At 72.3% G+C, this 18,830-nt stretch carries 13 protein-coding genes and 1 pseudogene; 4 read left to right on the top strand and 10 right to left on the bottom strand.

What is annotated here, in order from left to right:
- The first annotated feature begins 63 nt into the window (after nt 1–63).
- Both OTB20_RS05460 and OTB20_RS05455 read left to right on the top strand, forming a co-directional pair.
- Nucleotides 64–789, top strand: a complete 726-nt coding sequence (locus OTB20_RS05460) for an MBL fold metallo-hydrolase (protein ID WP_267815449.1) — start codon at nt 64–66, stop codon at nt 787–789.
- 28 nt (nt 790–817) lie between these two features.
- The gene (locus tag OTB20_RS05455) at nt 818–1,615 is read left to right on the top strand and encodes a DUF3097 domain-containing protein (RefSeq protein WP_267815448.1); all 798 of its coding nucleotides are present in this window, start codon (nt 818–820) and stop codon (nt 1,613–1,615) included.
- Nucleotides 1,616–1,704: 89 nt separating this feature from the next.
- On the opposite strand, the gene hemW is transcribed toward OTB20_RS05455, so the two are convergent.
- The 3 genes from hemW to lepA form a co-directional block, all read right to left on the bottom strand.
- Nucleotides 1,705–2,937, bottom strand: a complete 1,233-nt coding sequence (hemW, locus tag OTB20_RS05450) for a radical SAM family heme chaperone HemW (protein ID WP_267815447.1) — start codon at nt 2,935–2,937, stop codon at nt 1,705–1,707.
- 56 nt (nt 2,938–2,993) lie between these two features.
- Nucleotides 2,994–4,886 carry an AMP-dependent synthetase/ligase gene (locus tag OTB20_RS05445; protein ID WP_267815446.1) on the bottom strand — a complete coding sequence of 631 codons (1,893 nt, stop codon included), beginning with the start codon at nt 4,884–4,886 and terminating at the stop codon, nt 2,994–2,996.
- A 235-nt stretch (nt 4,887–5,121) separates the two neighbouring features.
- Nucleotides 5,122–6,987: a translation elongation factor 4 gene (lepA, locus tag OTB20_RS05440; protein WP_267815445.1), complete on the bottom strand. Its 1,866-nt coding sequence runs from the start codon at nt 6,985–6,987 to the stop codon at nt 5,122–5,124.
- 225 nt (nt 6,988–7,212) lie between these two features.
- Between lepA and rpsT the strand changes: the two genes are divergently transcribed.
- The gene (rpsT, locus tag OTB20_RS05435) at nt 7,213–7,479 is read left to right on the top strand and encodes a 30S ribosomal protein S20 (RefSeq protein WP_112449264.1); all 267 of its coding nucleotides are present in this window, start codon (nt 7,213–7,215) and stop codon (nt 7,477–7,479) included.
- A 469-nt stretch (nt 7,480–7,948) separates the two neighbouring features.
- Here the strand turns inward: rpsT and holA are convergent, their stop codons facing one another.
- Nucleotides 7,949–8,941 (bottom strand): DNA polymerase III subunit delta, encoded by a 993-nt coding sequence (gene holA / locus OTB20_RS05430; protein ID WP_267815600.1) that lies wholly within the window; start codon nt 8,939–8,941, stop codon nt 7,949–7,951.
- A gap of 74 nt (nt 8,942–9,015) precedes the next feature.
- On the opposite strand from holA, the gene OTB20_RS05425 reads away from it, so the two are divergent.
- On the top strand, nt 9,016–9,258 hold the full coding sequence (locus OTB20_RS05425) for a hypothetical protein (protein ID WP_267753270.1): 243 nt from the start codon (nt 9,016–9,018) through the stop codon (nt 9,256–9,258).
- 15 nt (nt 9,259–9,273) lie between these two features.
- Here OTB20_RS05425 and OTB20_RS05420 read toward each other — a convergent pair whose 3' ends face one another.
- The 6 genes and pseudogenes from OTB20_RS05420 to leuS form a co-directional block, all read right to left on the bottom strand.
- Entirely contained in the window at nt 9,274–10,134 is an 861-nt protein-coding gene (locus OTB20_RS05420; RefSeq protein ID WP_267815599.1) for a YceI family protein, read from the bottom strand.
- 169 nt (nt 10,135–10,303) lie between these two features.
- A pseudogene (locus OTB20_RS05415) lies at nt 10,304–12,847 on the bottom strand (ComEC/Rec2 family competence protein); the annotation flags it as partial.
- Nucleotides 12,844–13,833, bottom strand: coding sequence for a ComEA family DNA-binding protein (locus OTB20_RS05410; RefSeq protein WP_267815444.1), 990 nt, complete (start codon nt 13,831–13,833; stop codon nt 12,844–12,846). The gene OTB20_RS05410 and the pseudogene OTB20_RS05415, both read right to left, overlap by 4 nt.
- A gap of 98 nt (nt 13,834–13,931) precedes the next feature.
- On the bottom strand, nt 13,932–14,777 hold the full coding sequence (locus OTB20_RS05405) for a DegV family protein (protein ID WP_267753266.1): 846 nt from the start codon (nt 14,775–14,777) through the stop codon (nt 13,932–13,934).
- 233 nt (nt 14,778–15,010) lie between these two features.
- The gene (locus OTB20_RS05400) at nt 15,011–15,685 is read right to left on the bottom strand and encodes a hypothetical protein (protein WP_267815443.1); all 675 of its coding nucleotides are present in this window, start codon (nt 15,683–15,685) and stop codon (nt 15,011–15,013) included.
- A gap of 187 nt (nt 15,686–15,872) precedes the next feature.
- Nucleotides 15,873–18,746 carry a leucine--tRNA ligase gene (gene leuS / locus OTB20_RS05395; RefSeq protein WP_267815442.1) on the bottom strand — a complete coding sequence of 958 codons (2,874 nt, stop codon included), beginning with the start codon at nt 18,744–18,746 and terminating at the stop codon, nt 15,873–15,875.
- Nucleotides 18,747–18,830: the final 84 nt, after the last annotated feature.

Raw genomic sequence — 18,830 nt, 5'->3', positions numbered from 1 at the left:
GGTCAGTGTACGGCGGGGTAGTCCACCCGTAGCAAGGGCGGCCCGCCAAGGTAGCGTCGCCGCATGGACGTGCATTGGGAAGAGGCGGGCTGGGAACGGCTCTCCGAACGGGCCGGCAGGCGGCGCCTGCCGGTATGGGATTGCACCGTGGGACTGGTGGTGGGTGAGGATTCGGCCCTGTTGATCGACCCCGGGTCCTGCCTGCGGGAAGGCGCGCAGGTGCGGGTCGAGGCGGAGCGGCTGGCGGGGCGGCGCGTGACCCATCTCGCATACACACACGGACATTTCGACCACGTGCTGGGCGGTGCGGCGTTCGCGGGAGCGGAGGTCTACGGTCCGGTCGGGCTGGACACCCAGCTGGTGGCCGACCGGGACGGCCTGCGGGCCGACGCGGTCCAGCAGGGCCTGGCGGAGGCCGAGGCCGCCGAGGCGGCGGACCTGCTGGTGGTCCCCCGGCACCTGGTGTCGGGCGAGTGGACGCTCGACCTGGGCGGGGTGCAGGTGCTGCTGGCGAACGTGGGCCCCGGGCACACCCGGCACGATCTGGCCGCCTTCGTGCCCGGAGCGCGCGAGGTGGTCTTCTGCGGCGATCTGGTCGAGGAATCGGGCGAGCCACTGGCGGGCCCGGACGCCGTGCCCCGGCAGTGGCCGGCGGCCTTGGACCGGCTCCTCGCCCTGGGCGGTGACGACGCTCTGTACGTCCCGGGTCACGGAGCGGTGGTCGACGCGACCTTCGTGCGTGCCCAACGCGACACACTGGCGGCCCGTTTCGGCGTGTCGGACACCTGAGACGGCCCGCTCTCCTACCCTCGGCCGGATGCGTGAGTACTCCCCCGACCTGACCCCGCAGTGGAAGCGCGCCAAGACCGTCCCGGAGGTGCCGGCCGATCCCGGCCTGGTGATCGAGGTGGCGGGTACGGACTTCTGCGGCGCGGTGGTGGCCTGCGAGGCGGGCACGGTCGCCCTGGAGGACCGCTTCGGCAAGCGCCGGGTGTTCCCCCTGGAGCCCCGCGGTTTCCTCCTGGACGGCGCGGTAGTGACCCTGACCCGGCCGGTCCGCGCCCCCTCGGCCCCGCTCCGTACGGCCTCCGGCTCGGTGGCCGTGCCCGGGGCCCGCGCGCGGGTGGCCCGGGCGGGCCGGATCTACGTGGAGGGCCGCCACGACGCCGAACTCGTGGAACGGGTCTGGGGCGACGACCTGCGGATCGAGGGCGTGGTGGTGGAGTACCTGGAGGGCATCGACGACCTCCCGTCGGTGGTCGCCGACTTCGCCCCGGGCCCGGACGCCCGCCTCGGTGTCCTGGTGGACCACCTGGTGCCGGGCTCGAAGGAATCCCGCATCGCGGCCTCCGTGACCTCCCCGCACGTCCTGATCGTGGGCCACCCGTACGTGGACGTCTGGCAGGCCGTGAAACCGTCCGCGCTCGGCATCCCGGCCTGGCCGGTGATCCCGCGCGGCCAGGACTGGAAGACGGGCATCTGCCGCGCCCTGGGCTGGCCGGAGAACACGGGCGCCGCCTGGCAGCACATCCTGTCCCGCGTGACCTCGTACAAGGACCTGGAGCCCACCCTCCTGGGCGCGGTGGAACACCTCATCGACCACGTCACGGCATGACCCTCCACCGCCTCCCGGCCACCCTCCAGCCCCGCCGGCGCTTGAGGCGACCCCTCAGCCCCGCCGGCGCTTGAGGCGACACCCCAGCGTCAGTCGACCAGGTCCCTGACCACCGCATCGGCCAGCAACCGCCCCCGCAGGGTCAGCACGGCCCGCCCGGCCTCGTACGGCCCCGGCTCCAGCAGCCCGTCCGCCAGGCCGCGGCGGGACGCCGCGAGCCCGGCCGGCGCGAGCAGGGACAGCGGTACCCCGTCCACGAGCCGAAGCTCCAGCAGGATCCGCTCCACCCGCCGGTCCTCCGAGGACAGCAGCTCACGACCCGCGCCCGGGGAGCGGCCTTCGGCCAGCGCCGCCGCGTACGCGCCCGGATGCTTGACGTTCCACCACCGCACCCCGCCCACGTGCGAGTGCGCCCCGGGCCCGGCCCCCCACCAGTCGGCCCCGCGCCAGTACAGCTCGTTGTGCAGGCAGCGCCCGGCCTCGGACGTGGCCCAGTTCGAGACCTCGTACCAGGAGTAACCCGCCTCGGCCATCACCGCGTCGAGGATCAGGTACCGGTCGGCGTGGACGTCGTCGTCCGTCATCGGGACCTCGCCCCGCCGGATCCGGCGGGCGAGCTGGGTGCCCTCCTCCACGATCAGCGCGTAGGCGCTGATGTGGTCGGGCCCGGCGCCCAGCGCCGCCGACAGCGACGCCCGCCAGTCCTCGTCGGACTCCCCCGGAGTCCCGTAGATCAGGTCCAGGTTCACGTGCTCGAAGCCCGCCGCCCGCGCCTCGGCGACGCAGGCCTCCGGCCGCCCGGGGGTGTGGGTGCGGTCGAGCACCTTCAGGACGTGCTGCTTGGCGCTCTGCATGCCGAAGGAGATCCGGTTGAAGCCGCCCGCGCGCAGCTCCGCCAGGTACTCCGGGTTCACCGACTCGGGATTGGCCTCGGTGGTGATCTCGGCGTCCTCGGCCAGCCCGAATTCCTCGCGGATCGCCGCGAGCATCCGTACGAGGTCGCCGGCGGGCAGCAGTGTGGGCGTGCCGCCGCCCACGAAGACGGTCCGTACGGCCCTGGGGTCGTCGCCGAGGACCTTGCGGGCCAGCCTGACCTCGTCGATCAGGGTGTCGGCGTAGTTCTCCCGGGAGGCGAGCACACCGCCGGTGCCCCGCAGCTCGGTGGCCGTGTAGGTGTTGAAGTCGCAGTACCCGCAGCGCGTGGCGCAGTACGGAACGTGCAGGTAGAACCCGAGCGGCCGCTCTTCGGCTCCCGCCAGGGCGTGGAGCGGCAGCGAGCCGTCTTCGGGCATGGGTTCACCGTCGGGCAGTGCGGAAGGCATGGGCCCATTGTCCCGCACTGCCCCAAGGTCGTTTACGGGCTCGGGAAAGAGACGACCTACGCCTCCCGGGAGCCCTCGTACATCTCGTCGATGAGGTGCTTGAACTCTCGCTCGACGACCGGCCGCTTCAGCTTGAGGCTCGGGGTGAGGTCGCCGTGTTCCACGTCGAGGTCGCGCGGCAGGAGCCGGAACTTCTTGACCGTCTGCCAGCGCTGGAGGCCCTCGTTGAGGGTCTGGACATAGGTCTCGATGAGCCGCTGCGTCTCGGGGGCGGCCACGACCTGGGAGTACGTCTTGCCCTCCAGGCCGTTGTCGGCGGCCCAGCCCAGGATGGAGGGCTCGTCGAGGGCGATGAGCGCGGAGCAGAAGTTCCGGTCGGCGCCGTGGACGACGATGCTGGAGACGTACGGGCAGAGCCCCTTGAACTGGCCCTCGATCTCCGCCGGGGCGACGTACTTGCCGCCCGAGGTCTTGATCAGGTCCTTCTTGCGGTCGGTGATGCGCAGGTAGCCGTCCGCGGACAGCTCGCCGATGTCGCCCGTGTGCAGCCAGCCGTCGGCCTCCAGCACCTCGGCGGTCTTCTCGGGCTGCCCGTGGTAGCCCTGCATGATGCCGGGGCCGCGCAGGAGGACCTCGCCGTCGTCGGCGATGCGGACCTCGGTGCCGGGGAGCGGCTTGCCGACGGTGCCGGTGCGGTAGGCCTCGCCGGGGTTGACGAAGGAGGCGGCGCTGGACTCGGTGAGCCCGTAGCCCTCCAGGATGTGGATGCCGGCGCCCGAGAAGAAGTAGCCGATCTCGGGGGCGAGGGCGGAGGCGCCGGAAACGGCGGCGCGCAGGTTGCCGCCGAAGGCCTCGCGGAGCTTGGAGTAGACGAGGGCGTCGGCGATCTTGTGCTTGGTGGCGAGGCCGACCGGGGCGCTCGCCCGGCCGGTGCGGCGGAAGTTGTCCTGGGTGACCTTGGCGTACTCGCGGGCCACGCCGGCGGACCACTGGAAGATCTTGTACTTGGCGCCGCCGCCGGCCCGGGCCTTCGCCGCGACCCCGTTGTAGACCTTCTCGAAGATGCGCGGGACGGCCGCCATGTAGGTCGGCTGCACGATCGGCAGGTTCTCGATGATCTTGTCGATGCGGCCGTCGACGGCCGTGACGTGGCCGACCTCGATCTGGCCGGAGGTGAGCACCTTGCCGAAGACGTGCGCGAGGGGCAGCCAGAGGTACTGGACGTCGTCCTTGGTGATCAGGCCGGTGGCGACGGTGGCCTTGGCCATGTACGACCAGGCGTCGTGCGCCAGCCGTACGCCCTTGGGGCGCCCAGTGGTACCGGAGGTGTAGATCAGGGTCGCGAGCTGGTCGGCGGTGATCGCCGCGATCCGCTCCTTGACCACCTCGGGGTGCTTGGCGAGGTACTCCCGCCCGCGCGCCTCCAGGTCGGCGAGGGAGAGCACCCAGCCCTCGGGGTCCCCGTCGGCCGGGACGGCGTCGGCGGCCTCCAGGACCACCACGTGGGCGAGCTCGGGCAGGTCGGCGCGGCGCGCACGGGCCTTGGCCAGCTGCCCGGCGTCCTCGGCGATCAGGATCCGGCTCTCGGAGTCGGAGAGGATGAACGCCGACTCCTCGGCGTTCGTGCTCGGGTAGATGGTGGTCACGGCGCCGCCGGCGCACATCACGCCGAGGTCGGCGAGGATCCAGTCGACCCGGGTGTTGGAGGACAGCGCCACGCGCTGCTCCGGCTGGATCCCGAGGTCGATGATTCCGGCCGCGATGGCGAAGACCCGCTCCGCGGCCTGGCCCCAGCTGAGCGACTTCCACTCGTCCGGGCCGCCCTGTCCGTCGGCGGCGGGGACCGGGTACCGGTAGGCCTCGCCGTTCGGCGTGGCGGCGACACGCTCCAGGAAGAGGGTCGCCACGGTGGGCGGGCGGTTCTCGATCAAGGTCTGTGTGTCGCTCACGGACATCCTCCGGACCACGCGGCAGGGCCTGCTCATCACAGGGGCGAACTGACCGGTGGTGGGTCAGGGTGGGTGGCTGAGTCAGGCTTGTAACTGGCGAGTAACCAACGATCAGTGATCAGACTAGGGGCCCTCCGCCTGGCGCGTAAGAGGCCCTGGGGAGCCGATTCATAACGAAACAGGCCCCCGCGCCGGAGCGCGGGGGCCTGCTTGGTCTGCGATGCCTGCCGGCTGCCTACTTCTTCTTGCCGCTGGACTCGTCGCTGGAGAGGACGGCGATGAAGGCCTCCTGCGGGACCTCCACGGAGCCGACCATCTTCATGCGCTTCTTGCCTTCCTTCTGCTTCTCCAGCAGCTTCCGCTTACGGGAGATGTCGCCGCCGTAGCACTTGGCGAGGACGTCCTTGCGGATGGCGCGGATGGTCTCGCGGGCGATGACGCGGGATCCGACCGCGGCCTGGATCGGGATCTCGAAGGCCTGCCGCGGGATGAGCTCGCGCAGCTTGGCGACCAGGCGCACGCCGTAGGCGTAGGCGGCGTCCTTGTGCGTAACGGCGGAGAAGGCGTCGACCTTGTCGCCGTGCAGCAGGATGTCGACCTTGACCAGGCCGGAGGCCTGCTCGCCGGTGGGCTCGTAGTCCAGGGAGGCGTAACCGCGCGTCTTGGACTTCAGCTGGTCGAAGAAGTCGAAGACGATCTCCGCGAGCGGGAGGGTGTAGCGGATCTCTACGCGGTCCTCGGAGAGGTAGTCCATCCCGAGGAGCGTGCCGCGGCGCAGCTGGCAGAGCTCCATGATCGCGCCGATGAACTCGGAGGGCGCGAGCAGGGTGGCCCGTACGACCGGCTCGAACACGTCCGAGATCTTGCCCTCGGGGAACTCGCTCGGGTTGGTGACGGTGACCTCCTTGCCGTCCTCCAGGACGACTCGGTAGACCACGTTCGGCGCGGTGGCGATCAGGTCGAGGCCGAACTCGCGCTCCAGGCGCTCGCGGACCACGTCCAGGTGCAGCAGGCCGAGGAAGCCGACGCGGAAGCCGAAGCCCAGCGCCGCCGAGGTCTCCGGCTCGTAGACCAGCGCGGCGTCGTTGAGCTGGAGCTTGTCCAGGGCCTCGCGCAGGTCGGGGTAGTCCGAGCCGTCGAGCGGGTACAGGCCCGAGAAGACCATCGGGCGCGGGTCCTTGTAGCCGCCGAGGGCCTCGGTCGCGCCGTTGTGCAGGCTGGTGATGGTGTCACCGACCTTGGACTGACGGACGTCCTTCACGCCGGTGATGATGTAGCCCACCTCGCCGACGCCGATGCCGTCGGCCGGGGTCATCTCCGGGGAGGAGACACCGATCTCCAGCAGCTCGTGGGTGGCGCCGGTGGACATCATCCGGATGCGCTCGCGCTTGTTGAGCTGGCCGTCGACGACACGGACGTAGGTCACGACACCGCGGTACGAGTCGTAGACCGAGTCGAAGATCATCGCTCGCGCCGGGGCGTCCTTCGGCCCGACCGGGGCCGGGACGGTGGCGACGATCTTGTCGAGCAGGACGTCCACGCCGAGCCCGGTCTTCGCCGAGACCCGCAGGACGTCCTCGGGCTGGCAGCCGACCAGGTTCGCGAGCTCCTCGGCGAACTTCTCCGGCTGGGCGGCCGGCAGGTCGATCTTGTTCAGGACCGGGACGATCGCGAGGTCCTTCTCCATCGCCAGGTACAGGTTGGCGAGGGTCTGCGCCTCGATGCCCTGGGCGGCGTCCACCAGGAGGACCGTGCCCTCACAGGCGGCCAGCGAGCGCGAGACCTCGTACGTGAAGTCGACGTGCCCCGGGGTGTCGATCATGTTGAGGATGTGGGTCTTGCCCTCGTCCTCGCCCGTGTTCGGCGCCCACGGCAGTCGGACCGCCTGGGACTTGATCGTGATGCCGCGCTCACGCTCGATGTCCATGCGGTCGAGGTACTGGGCGCGCATCTGCCGCGAGTCCACCACACCGGTGAGCTGGAGCATCCGGTCGGCAAGGGTCGACTTGCCGTGGTCGATGTGCGCGATGATGCAGAAATTGCGGATCAGCGCCGGGTCGGTACGGCTCGGCTCGGGCACGTGGCTGGGGATCGCGGGCACGCAGTGTCCTGATTCTCGGGTCGCAGTCGGAACGAAGTGTGGGCGTCGGTCTGCGCGAAGTCGGATCTGTACGCAGACTCCCATCGTCCCATGAACCGGGGAGTGCGCTCGGTTTGGGCCGGTCGGACGGCAGCTGGTAGCCTGAGCAGCTGTGTCTCGTGTGCCCATCTAGCTCTACGGGACGCAATCCGAAGATCAAATCTCTGAACCTGCAAAGGCTCTTTCGTGGCGAACATCAAGTCCCAGGTCAAGCGCAACAAGACGAACGAGAAGGCGCGCCTGCGCAACAAGGCCGTCAAGTCCTCGCTCAAGACCGCGATCCGCAAGGCCCGCGAGGCCGTTGTCGCCGGTGACGTCGAGAAGGCCACCGTGGCTTCCCGCGACGCTTCCCGCGCGCTCGACAAGGCCGTCTCGAAGGGTGTCATCCACAAGAACGCCGCCGCCAACAAGAAGTCGGCGCTGGCGATCAAGGTTGCCTCCCTTCAGGGCTGAGCCCCTGATGTGATCGCCGGGCAAGGATCCAGCGGGCCCTCTCTCCCGCTCCCGACCGGCACCCCGCGCCGCACACGAAGCGTTCGCCACGCGCGTGCGGCGCACCCAAAGAATTGACCGAAGGCCCCGGCCGCCACCCTTCCCCAGGGCGGCAACCGGGGCCTTCGCCTTGCCCCCGAGGCCCACCCGTGTGGACCCGGTCCGGGGACCACCCCAGCCAACCCAGCCGTCCGGCGCTTGAGGACCAGGCTCTGGGGCGGAGCCCCAGGGTCTCTTCAGCCCGTCCGGCGCTTGAGGACCGGGTCAGGGCCGGGCCCTGGGAACGGTGGAAGGGCGGGGAGGGGGCTCCGCCCCGCAGGGCCCACCACCCGCACCCCGCTGCCGGCCGCCCCCTCACGGACGGACACCAGGCCAGGGCCGGGAGAGCAGGGCCAGGGCCAAGGCAGGGCCGGGGGGCCAGGACCGGGCCCTAGCCCTTCCGGGTCCGCGCGGCCCGGGCGATCGCGACGACCGCCTTCTCCAACGCGTACTCCGGATCGTCCCCCCCGCCCTTGACCCCCGCATCGGCCTCGGCCACCGCCCGCAACGCGTCGGCGACACCATCCGCCGACCACCCGCGCATCTGCTGCCGGACCCGGTCGATCTTCCACGGGGGCATGCCGAGGTCACGCGCGAGGTCCCCGGGACGCGCCCCCCGCGGGGCGGAGGCCAGCTTCCCGATCGCCCGTACCGCCTGGGCCAGCGCGCTGGTGATCAGGACCGGGGCCACCCCGGTGGACAGGGACCAGCGCAGGGCCTCCAGGGCCTCCGCGGCCCGCCCCTCGACCGCCCGGTCGGCGACGGTGAAACTCGAAGCCTCGGCCCGGCCGGTGTAGTAGCGGCCGACCACGGCCTCGTCGATCGTGCCCTCGACGTCCGCGCACAGCTGCGCCGCCGCACTCGCCAGCTCCCGCAGGTCGCTGCCGATCGCGTCGACCAGCGTCTGGCAGGCCTCGGGCGTGGCGGAACGGCCCAGCGTCCGGAACTCTCCCCGTACGAACGCCAGCCGGTCCGCCGGCTTCGTCATCTTCGGGCAGGCGATCTCGCGGGCGCCCGCCTTGCGCGCGGCGTCCAGCAGGCCCTTGCCCTTGACCCCGCCCGCGTGCAGCAGGACCAGGGCGATCTCCTCGAACGGTGCCTCGAGGTACGCCTTGACCTCTTTGACCGTGTCGGCCGAGAGGTCCTGCGCGTTGCGTACGACCAGTACCTTGCGCTCCGAGAACAGCGAGGGGCTGGTCAACTCGGCCAGTGTGCCGGGCTGGAGCTGTTCGGAGGCGAGGTCACGCACGTCCGTGTCGACGTCGGCGGCCCGCGCCGCCATCACGATCTCCCGCACGGCGCGGTCGAGAAGCAGGTCCTCCTGCCCCACCGCGAGGGTGATCGGGGCGAGCAGATCGTCGGTGGAATTCTTCCTGGTGGCCATCGCCTCCAGCATCCCACGCCGCACTGACAGACCCTCGCGCCCCGGCCCCCTCCCCCGTACCCGAGAATGTCCGGGTGAACGTGCGACATGTACTGGTCCTGCCCGACCGCGACACCGCCGAGGAGGTGGCGCGGGAGGTGGTCGACCGCTTCGGCCTCCCGGAGGAACCACAGCTGGTCCGCGACGCCCTCGCCGGCGAGGACGACGCCGAGGACGCCCAGTGGCTGGTGGTCCTCGAGGACCCGAACGACCGGCTGGACGCCACGGCGCTGGACGAGCTCGCCGCCGACTACGACGGCTGGCTCGAAGCCCCGTAGTCGTCGGCCCCCGGGTCAGGTCTTGTGCACGACCTGCATGTCCAGGGCCACTTCCACGTTCGAACCGATCGCCGCGATCCCGTGCGCCAGCATCGACTGCCAGTTCAGCGTGAAGTCCTCGCGGTTCAGTTCGGCCGTCGCCCGGCAGGCCGCCCTCGGTTCGCCCTCCAGGCCCGTGCCCAGGCCCAGGTACTGGGTGTCCAGGGTGACGGACCGGCTGACCCCGTGGAGGGTGAGAGCGCCCGCCACGGACCAGCGGCTGCCGCTGCGGTGGATGAACCGCTCGCTGTAGAACTCCACCGTCGGGTGGCGGGCCGCGTCCAGGAAGTCCGCGGAGCGCAGGTGGTCGTCCCGCATCCGCAGCCCCGTGTCGATGCTCGTCGCGTCGATGATCACGTGCATGGAGGAGTCCTCCATGCGCTCGGCTATCCGCACCGCACCGGCGAAGGTGTTGAACCGGCCGTTGATCCGGGCGAAGCCGATGTGCCGGGCCGAGAACCCGATCGACGAGTGTGCCCGGTCGAGCTCCCAGTGACCCGGCTGCGGCAGCAGCGGCGGATCCACCGGGTCCAGGATGATCTCCCCGGTGCCGGGCTGCGCCGGATCCCCCACCAGCGTCGCCCCGTGGAAGGGCGCGTAGCCCTCGGCCGTGACGGCCAGCCTGTACTCGCCCGCCGGCACCGCCGCCGTGAACCCGCCGTACGGGTCGGTCTCCCCGCTGACGATCCGTCGGCCTATCGGGTCGGTCACCTCGAACTTGGCCTGCCGGACGGGCTGGTGGACCGTGTCGAGAACCCGGCAGCTGAGCAGCCGCGCCGTATGAGGAAGCATCAGTGTCGCGGATGTCTGGGGACTGGCGCTTCCCGCCGTCTCCATCCCCCGTCTGCGACTGAACATGGTTTATGCACCCCCGTGCTGTGTGGACTTGGACCGCTCTGGCGAAAACGCATTCGATCACGCTGTCGGGTTGTGGGCAAACGGAGCGGTCGCGCCTGGTATGCCCGTGCCGGGCCCGGCGGCGCACGCGCCGCCGGATGGCCGGGAACGCGCGCAGCCGCGGGCCGCTGCCGGTGACGGCGACAGAACCGTCCTCGTCCGTGCGCAGCACGGCCGCACCCAGCTCCCGCAGCCGCGCGAGCGTACCCGCCGCGGGGTGCCCGTATCTGTTCCCGGCGCCCACCGGGACGATCGCGAGGCGCGGCCGGATCCGCTCGTACAGGCCTGGATCCTGATGGGCGCTGCCGTGGTGGGCGACCTTGAGGACATCGACCGGCCCCAGCTCCGGATGGCTCCTCAGCAAGGCCTGCTGGGAGGCCGGTTCGAGGTCGCCCAGCAGGAGCAGGGTCAGTCCCGCGCCGCGCACCAGCAGGGCCACGCTCGCATCGTTGGGGCCCTCGGGGGGAGCGGCATCGAGCGGCGGCCACAGCACCTGCCACTCCAGCGGACCGGCGCGGCGCCTCTCCCCCTCCACGGCGTGGACGACGGCCACTCCGGCGGCCGCCGCCGTCCGCCTTACGAACTCCGCCTGCCCCGGCGGCTCTTCGAAGCGGGTGACTTGCACCACACCCGCCGATCGGCCCCTCAACACCCCTGCCAACCCGCCCACGTGGTCGGCGTGGAAGTGAGTCAGCAGGATCAACGGCACCCGGTTCACCCCCAGTTCCCTCAGGCACGTGTCCACCGGTCCCGGCTCGGGGCCGGCGTCCACCACCACGGCCGTACCCGGGCCTACCGCGAGTACGGCGGCGTCCCCCTGGCCGACGGCGCACTGGGCGTAGATCCAGTCGGGTGGCGGCCAGCCCTTGACCGTACGAGTGACCAGCGGCGGCCTCAGGACGGCGAGGAGCAGCACCACGGCCAGGGCGGAGGCGAGCCATCGCCCGCGGCCGAGCCGTCTGCCGAGCAGCACCGCCGCCAAGGTGGCCGCGGCGAGCAGCAGCCCTCCGCCCACCCCGCCGGGCCAGCCCAGCTCCGCCCCGGGCAGCCTCGCCCCACCCCGGGCCACGGCGGCGATCCACCCGGCGGGCACTCCCGCGCACCAGGCGAGCAGCTCGGCCACCGGCCGGCACAGCGGGGCTGCCGCCAGCGCGGCGAACCCGAGGACCGTCGCGGGTCCCGCCGCCAGCTCGGCCAGCAGGTTGCAGGGCACCGCCACCAGGCTCACCCGGGCCGACAGGACCGCGACGACCGGCGCGCACACCGCCTGGGCCGCCGCCGCGGCGGCCAGCGCGTCGGCCACGCGGGGCCGCATCCCACGCCGCTGCAGGCCCTCGCTCCAGCGCGGAGCCAGCGTCAGCAGGGCTCCGGTGGCCAGGACGGAGAGGAGGAAGCCGTAGCTCCGGGCCAGCCAGGGGTCGTAGAGCACCAGCAGCAGGACGGAGGCGGCCAGTGCCGGGATCAGGGATCTGCGCCGCCCGGTGGCGATGGCCAGCAAGGCGACCGATCCGCAGGCCGCCGCCCGCAGCACGCTGGGCTCCGGCCGGCACACCACCACGAAGGCCAGGATCAGCGCGACCCCGCACAGGGCGGTCGCCCGCAAGGAGAGCCCCAGGCGCGGCGCCAGACCGCCCCGCTCGGCCCGCTGCGCGCGGGCCGGGGCGCCGATGAGCAGGAAGAGCACCACGGTCAGGTTGGAGCCGGAGACGGCCAGCAGGTGCAGCAGATCCGTGGCGCGGAACGCCTCGTGCAGATCGGGCCCCACGCGGGAGGTGTCCCCGACCACCAGCCCTGGCAGCAGGGCCCTGGCGTCCGGGGCCAGCCCGTCGGTGACCTCGCGCAGCCCGGCCCGCAGCCGCCCGGCGATCCGCTGCGCGGCGTCCGGGCCGCCGGTCACCCGTGGCGGGGCGTCCCCGGCCGGACGGAGCAGCGCGACGGCTCGCTCCCCGCCCCGCGCCGGGGCCAGCCGGGCCGCCACCTCGACCCGCATCGAGGGCTGCAACCGGGCCCACCCCGGATGCCCCGCCAGCACCCGTACCGGGGTCGACACCCGGGTCCGGGCGCCGTCGGGCCCGGTCACCACGGTCACCACCGCGTCGAGCACCACCACCGGCGGCCCGCTGCCGGTCCGGGCCGTCCGCGGGTCGGAACCGACAGTGAGGTCCGCCAGCACCCGGGCATGGTCCCGGGCCAGTTCCGGGACCGGCCCGGCCCGCGCCTCGGCCCGCTGGAGCCCTGCCACCCCGGCCCCGGCGGCCGCGCACAGCAGGGCCGCCGCCACGGCTGTCCCAGCCCTCCGCAACGGTGTGGAGCGTCGCCGGCCGGCCAGCATCAACAGCCCGGCCACGCCCACCCCCAGCCCCGCCACCGCGGCGCTCCGGCCGACGGGTACGTCGAGGGCGCCGGCGGCCGCCACCCAGGCGGCCGAAGCCGGCACCACCAACCGCAGATCCGCCGGCCCCGCATCCACCGGCCCCCGACCGACCGGCCCCTGCTCAGACGAACCTCCCGCAGCCGGACCCCGCTCAGCCGCACCCCGTCCGGTCGCACCCCGCCCGGTCGGACCCGCCTCCGACGAATCCCGCTCAGCCGGACCCGGCTCAGTCGGACCCCGCCCCGGCGGACCCGCCCCCGCTCCCCCGACCCGGCTCATGGCCGCACCAGTTCGCGCAGGTCGGCGAACCGCCGCTCACCGATCCCGGTGACCTGCCGGAGGTCCTCCACGGAGCGGAAGCCCCCGCGCGCCGTGCGGAAGTCCACGATGTGCTGCGCGAGGACGGGGCCGACCCCCGGCAGGCCGTCCAGTTGCTCGGCCGTGGCGGTGCCGAGGCTCAGCGGCCCGGGGGCGGGGCCTGCCCCGCCCGTCGGCGGCGGCGCCGGAGCGCCCACCAGCACCTGCTCGCCGTCCATCAGGACCCGGGCCCGGTTCAGCCCGGTGGTGTCGGTCCCGGGCCGCACTCCTCCGGCGGCGGCCAAGGCGTCCTCCACACGTGAGCCGGGAGGCAGCTTGCGCACTCCCGGGTCACGGACCTTGCCGCTCACGTCCACCAGGATCGGGCCGGCGCCGGTGCTCGCACGCGCCGCGGTCGGTACCGGCAGGACGTCGGCCGCCGCGGGCGCCACCACGGCCGGTGCGTTCACCGGCCTCGGCCGGGTCGAGCGGTACTGCTGTGCGGCGAACCCCACCGCGACGACCAGCACCACCGAGACGGCGACCACCGTACGCGGCTCCACGCCACAGCGGGCCTGCAGCCACAAGGGCAGCCGCTCCCGTACCGCGAGCCGCCGCAAGACCCCGCCGGGCGCCGCCCCGACCTCGGGCGGAGCCTCCTCCTCGGCCCGCGCGGGAGCCTCGGCCCGGAACTCCGCCTCGGGCGTGAGCACCGCCCCCACGGAGCCGGAGCCCAGCGGCACCGCCCCGGCCAGGGTGGCCCCGCCCGGGATGGCACCACCCGGCGGCGGATCCCCCGGTGGGCGGCTCGCTCCGAGCAGCGCCTCGGCCCTGCGCCGCACCGCCGCGGGATCGGGACGGACGGGGCGCTGTCCACGGCGGTGCCGGAGACGGTTGTCGGAGAGGCGGGGACGGCCTGGGCCGCTGCTCGCGCCGGCGGGGCCTGAGGTGCGTGTACGGAGAGTCATGGCACGACGGTAGGGCCGGGCCGGGACACGCGTTCGGAAGCTTCAATTCCGGTGGATGGCGGGACCGTTGTGGATATCTCCCTCACCCGATCCGGTGATCAGCGCGGGGACACGACCGCCGCCAGCAACCCAGGCCCGGTGTGTGCGCCGATCACCGCGCCGACCTCGCTGACGTGCAGCTCGACCAGCCCCGGGATCCGCTCGCGGAGCCGCTTCGCCAGCTTGTCCGCGCGTTCCGGGGCCGCGAGGTGGTGCACGGCCACGTCGACGGCGCCGGATCCGGCCCGCTCGACGGCCAGCTCCTCGAGGCGGGCTATGGCCTTGGAGGCCGTGCGCACCTTCTCCAGCATCTCGATCCGACCGCCCTCGAGCGTCAGCAGCGGTTTGACCGCCAGCGCCGAGCCGAGGAGTGCCTGTGCGGCCCCGATGCGGCCGCCACGGCGCAGGTAGTCGAGGGTGTCGACGTAGAAGTACGCGGACATTCCGGCGGCCCGTTTCTCGGCGGCGGCGACGGCTTCGTCGAGGGAGCCCCCGGCCTCGGCCACCTCCGCCGCGGCCAGGGCGCAGAAACCGAGGGCCATGGCGACCATGCCGGTGTCGACGACGCGAACGGGCACCGGGGCGGTCTTCGCGGCGAGTACGGCGGCGTCGTAGGTGCCGGAGAACTCGGCGGACAGGTGCAGGCTGACGATGCCGGTGGCGCCGGCCTCCACGGCCTCCCGGTAGGCCCGGGAGAAGTCCTCGGGGCTGGGGCGGGACGTGGTGACGGAGCGGCGCTTCTGCAGGGCCAGGGCGAGGCTCCTGGCCGAGATCTCGGTGCCCTCCTCCAGGGCTTCGTCGCCGAGGACCACGGTCAGCGGGACGGAGGTGATTCCGTGCCGCGCCATGGCCGGTTGGGGCAGGTAGGCCGTGGAATCCGTGACGATCGCGACATGGCGGGACATGAGGCGGAGGTTACCGGCAGCGGAGGTGTTCCGGCAGCCCGGGGCCTCCGCCGGTCGCGAGCGGCCCCCGCGGGGCGGCCCTGCCAGCAGGCCCCGTCCCTCCCCCCGACTCCGTCCTCGGGGACCTCCGGTTCCACCGTCCCCCCGGACCTGCCCGGACCCGGCCCTCAAGCGCCGGACGGGCTGAAACGCGGCCCCGGGCGCCGGGCGGCCGGGTTCTGCCAAGGCCCGGGTCAGGTCGTGGCTTCCGGACGCCGGGTCTTCTGCCACGGGTACTGGGGTGCCGGAGCGGGCTCCGTGAGGGCCGGCTGCGGGGTGGTCCACGTAGGGGCCGGGTGGGGGAGGTCGTCGACCGATGCGCGGGACCAGTCCCGCAGCGCGCCCGACTCGACCTCGATCTGGGCCGACAGATCCGACAGGTCGTCCGACGCGAAGCGCCGCGCGCGGTCGCGCGCCGCCCAGCGCAGCGAGTCCGCCGCCTGCTTGATCTGCGCCGTTCGCTCCCGCAGCTCGGGCAGGCTGTCCGCGGTGCGCTTGCGGTCCGGCTCCGCCTCCAGGCGCTTCAGTTCGTCGTCCAGTTCGTGTCCGTGCTGGCTCAGCCGCTCGAACAGCCCGATCGACTCCTTCAGCGAGGCGTCCGCCTGGACCCCCTGGTACAGCGCCTGCTGCGTCGCCCGCATCGACGCCCGCAGGTCCAGCCTCAACTGGGCCAGCGCGCCCGAGACACCGACCTGGCCGAAGCTGCGTGCCTTCAAGGTGGTGTCCTCCACGGTGCGGCGGGCCTGGGTGATGGTCCTGTCCACGCCGCGCGCCGCGGCCTTGACCGCCTTCGTCGCCACATAGGCCCCGAGCCCCAGAAGGGCAACCAGCAGCAGCACCACGGCCACGATGATAAAAGCCGCCTCCATGAGGTTCCCTTCCCCAGCCGTTTAGGTCTCTTCCACCGTAAACGCCACGGGCAGGCCGCGGGTTCCAATCGAACCCCCAACCTGCCCGTACGGGATTACCCCTAGATCGTCAGACCGACCCGTCGAAACGGCCCGTCAGACCAACCGGTCAGACCAACCGGTCAGGCCGACCCGTCAGGCCGACCCGTCAGACGACGATGTTCACCAGCTTCGGCGCGCGCACGATCACCTTGCGAATCTCCGCCCCGCCCAGCGCCGCGACGACCGCCTCGTCGCCCAGCGCCAGCTGCTCCAGGTCGGCGTCGGAGATCGCCGGAGACACCTCCAGGCGGGCCTTGACCTTGCCCTTGATCTGGACGACGCACGTGACGCTCTCGTCGACCACGTACGCCGGGTCCGCGACCGGGAAGTCCTGGTGGACGACCGACTCGGCGTGGCCCAGCCGCTGCCACAGCTCCTCCGCGACGTGCGGCGCCAGCGGGGCGACCAGCAGCACCAGCCGCTCCGCGACCGAGCGCTCCAGCGGCCGGCCCGCCTTCGTCAGGGTGTTGTTCAGCTCGGTGATCTTCGCGATGGCGGTGTTGAACCGCAGTGCGGTCATATCGGCGCCGACCCCGTCGATCGCCTTGTGCAGCGCGCGCAGGGTGTCCTCGCCCGGCTCGGAGTCGACGACCGTCACGGCGCCCGTCTCCTCGTCGACCACGTTGCGCCACAGGCGCTGCAGCAGCCGGTACTGGCCGACGACGGCGCGGGTGTCCCAGGGACGCGAAACGTCCAGCGGGCCCATCGCCATCTCGTACAGGCGCAGCGTGTCGGCGCCGTACTCCTCGCAGATCTCGTCCGGCGTGACGGCGTTCTTCAGGGACTTGCCCATCTTGCCCATCTCGCGCTTGATCGGCTCGCCCTCGAAGAAGAACTTGCCGTCGCGCTCCTCGACCTCGGTGGCCGTGACCGGGAAGCCGCGCTCGTCGCGGTAGACGTACGCCTGGATCATGCCCTGGTTGAACAGCTTGTGGAACGGCTCCACCGAGGAGACGTGCCCCAGGTCGAACAGCACCTTGGACCAGAAGCGCGCGTACAGCAGGTGCAGCACCGCGTGCTCGGCGCCGCCCACGTACAGGTCGACACCGCCGTGCGGCTGGCCCTCGCGGGGGCCCATCCAGTACTGCTCGATCTCGGGGTCGACCAGGGCCGACGCGTTGTTCGGGTCCAGGTAGCGCAGCTCGTACCAGCAGGAGCCGGCCCAGTTCGGCATGGTGTTGGTCTCGCGGCGGAACGGGCGCACCCCGCGCCCGTCGCCCAGGTCCAGCTCGACGTTGACCCACGCCTCGTTGCGCGACAGCGGGGTCTCCGGCTTGGAGGTCGCGTCGTCCGCCTCGAACGTGCGCGGCGAGTAGTCCTCGACCTCCGGCAGCTCCAGCGGCAGCATCGACTCGGGCAGCGGGTAGGCGACGCCGTCCTCGTCGTAGACGATCGGGAAGGGCTCGCCCCAGTAGCGCTGACGGCTGAACAGCCAGTCGCGCAGCCGGAAGTTGACGGTGCCCTCGCCGATGCCGCGCCCGGCCATCCAGTCGGTGATCGCGGCCTTCGCCTCGACCACGCCCAGGCCGTCCAGGGCGATGCCCTCACCCGTCGAGTTGACGATCGTGCCGTCGTAGGAGGAGAAGGCGTCGTCCCACTCGCCCGGGTCCTCGTCGCGGTCGTCCGAGGGCTGTACGACGCAGCGCATCGGCAGCTCGAAGGCCTGCGCGAACGCGAAGTCGCGGGTGTCGTGCGCCGGGACGGCCATGATCGCGCCGGTGCCGTAGCCCATCAGCACGTAGTCCGCGATGAAGACCGGGACCTGCTCGCCGCTGACCGGGTTGACCGCGAACGCGCCGGTGAAGACACCGGTCTTGTCCTTGGCCTCCGCCTGGCGCTCGACGTCCGACTTCGACGCGGCCTGCTTGCGGTACGCGTCCACGGCCTCGCCGGGGGTCGCGGCGCCGCCGGTCCACACCTGGCGGGTACCCTCGGGCCACTCGGCCGGGACGATCTTCGCGACCAGTTCGTGCTCGGGGGCCAGCACCATGTAGGTGGCGCCGAACAGCGTGTCGGGGCGGGTGGTGAAGACGGTGATGGCGTCGCCGTCGCCGACGGCGAAGTCCACGCGCGCGCCCTCGCTGCGTCCGATCCAGTTGCGCTGCTGCAGCTTGATGGCCTCGGGCCAGTCCAGCGCGTCCAGGTCGTCCAGCAGACGGTCGGCGTAGGCCGTGATCCGCATGTTCCACTGGCTCAGCTTGGCCTTGAAGACGGGGAAGTTGCCGCGCTCGGACCGGCCGTCGGAGGTGACTTCCTCGTTGGCCAGTACGGTGCCCAGCCCGGGGCACCAGTTGACGGGCGCGTCCGAGGCGTACGCCAGCCGGTACTCGTTCAGTACGTCGGCCCGCTCGCCCGCGCTCAGCGCGGCCCAGGAGGCGCCGCCGGGCAGCTCACGGGTGCCGTCCTCGAAGGAGGCGACCAGCTCGGCGATGGGCCGGGCCTTCGCGGCGTCCACGTCGTACCAGGAGTTGTAGATCTGCAGGAAGATCCACTGGGTCCACTTGTAGTAGTCCGGGTCGATCGTCGCGAAGGACCGGCGCCTGTCGTGGCCCAGACCCAGCCTGCGCAGCTGGACCTTCATGTTCTCGATGTTCGCCTCGGTCGACACTCGCGGGTGCGTACCGGTCTGCACGGCGTACTGCTCGGCCGGCAGGCCGAAGGCGTCGAAGCCCAGGGTGTGCAGGACGTTGTGGCCGGTCATCCGCTGGTGGCGGGCGAAGACGTCGGTGGCGATGTACCCGAGCGGGTGGCCGACGTGCAGGCCCGCGCCCGAGGGGTACGGGAACATGTCCATGATGAACTTCTTGGGCCGCGCCACGACCGAGGGGTCACCGGCCAGGTCACCGGCCGGGTTCGGGGCCTCGTAGGTGCCCCGCGCGTCCCATACGTCCTGCCAGCGTGCCTCGATGTCGGCGGCCATGGCAGCCGTGTAACGGTGCGCCTCGGCCGCCTCGGGGGCCGGGGTGTTCGTCTCGCTCATGATTTCTGAAGCTCCATCGATCGTCTCTGCCGTCTCTGCTGCCCAAACGAAAAAACCCCTCGCACAGGAGGGGGCGCCGCGCCG

The sequence above is a fragment of the Streptomyces sp. H27-H1 genome, from assembly GCF_026627445.1.
Lineage (GTDB): Bacteria > Actinomycetota > Actinomycetes > Streptomycetales > Streptomycetaceae > Streptomyces.
The sequence above is the reverse complement of the archived record's forward strand: the minus strand, read 5'-3'. Positions and strand labels throughout refer to the sequence as shown.

Coding starts and splice junctions, on each gene's coding strand:
- OTB20_RS05420 (WP_267815599.1), bottom strand. CDS start 10,134: ATGGAGACGGCGGGAAGCGCCAGTCCCCAGACATCCGCGACACTGATG.
- OTB20_RS05405 (WP_267753266.1), bottom strand. CDS start 14,777: ATGTCCCGCCATGTCGCGATCGTCACGGATTCCACGGCCTACCTGCCC.
- OTB20_RS05460 (WP_267815449.1), top strand. CDS start 64: ATGGACGTGCATTGGGAAGAGGCGGGCTGGGAACGGCTCTCCGAACGG.
- leuS (WP_267815442.1), bottom strand. CDS start 18,746: ATGAGCGAGACGAACACCCCGGCCCCCGAGGCGGCCGAGGCGCACCGT.
- hemW (WP_267815447.1), bottom strand. CDS start 2,937: ATGCCTTCCGCACTGCCCGACGGTGAACCCATGCCCGAAGACGGCTCG.
- OTB20_RS05455 (WP_267815448.1), top strand. CDS start 818: ATGCGTGAGTACTCCCCCGACCTGACCCCGCAGTGGAAGCGCGCCAAG.
- OTB20_RS05400 (WP_267815443.1), bottom strand. CDS start 15,685: ATGGAGGCGGCTTTTATCATCGTGGCCGTGGTGCTGCTGCTGGTTGCC.
- holA (WP_267815600.1), bottom strand. CDS start 8,941: ATGGCCACCAGGAAGAATTCCACCGACGATCTGCTCGCCCCGATCACC.
- OTB20_RS05410 (WP_267815444.1), bottom strand. CDS start 13,833: ATGACTCTCCGTACACGCACCTCAGGCCCCGCCGGCGCGAGCAGCGGC.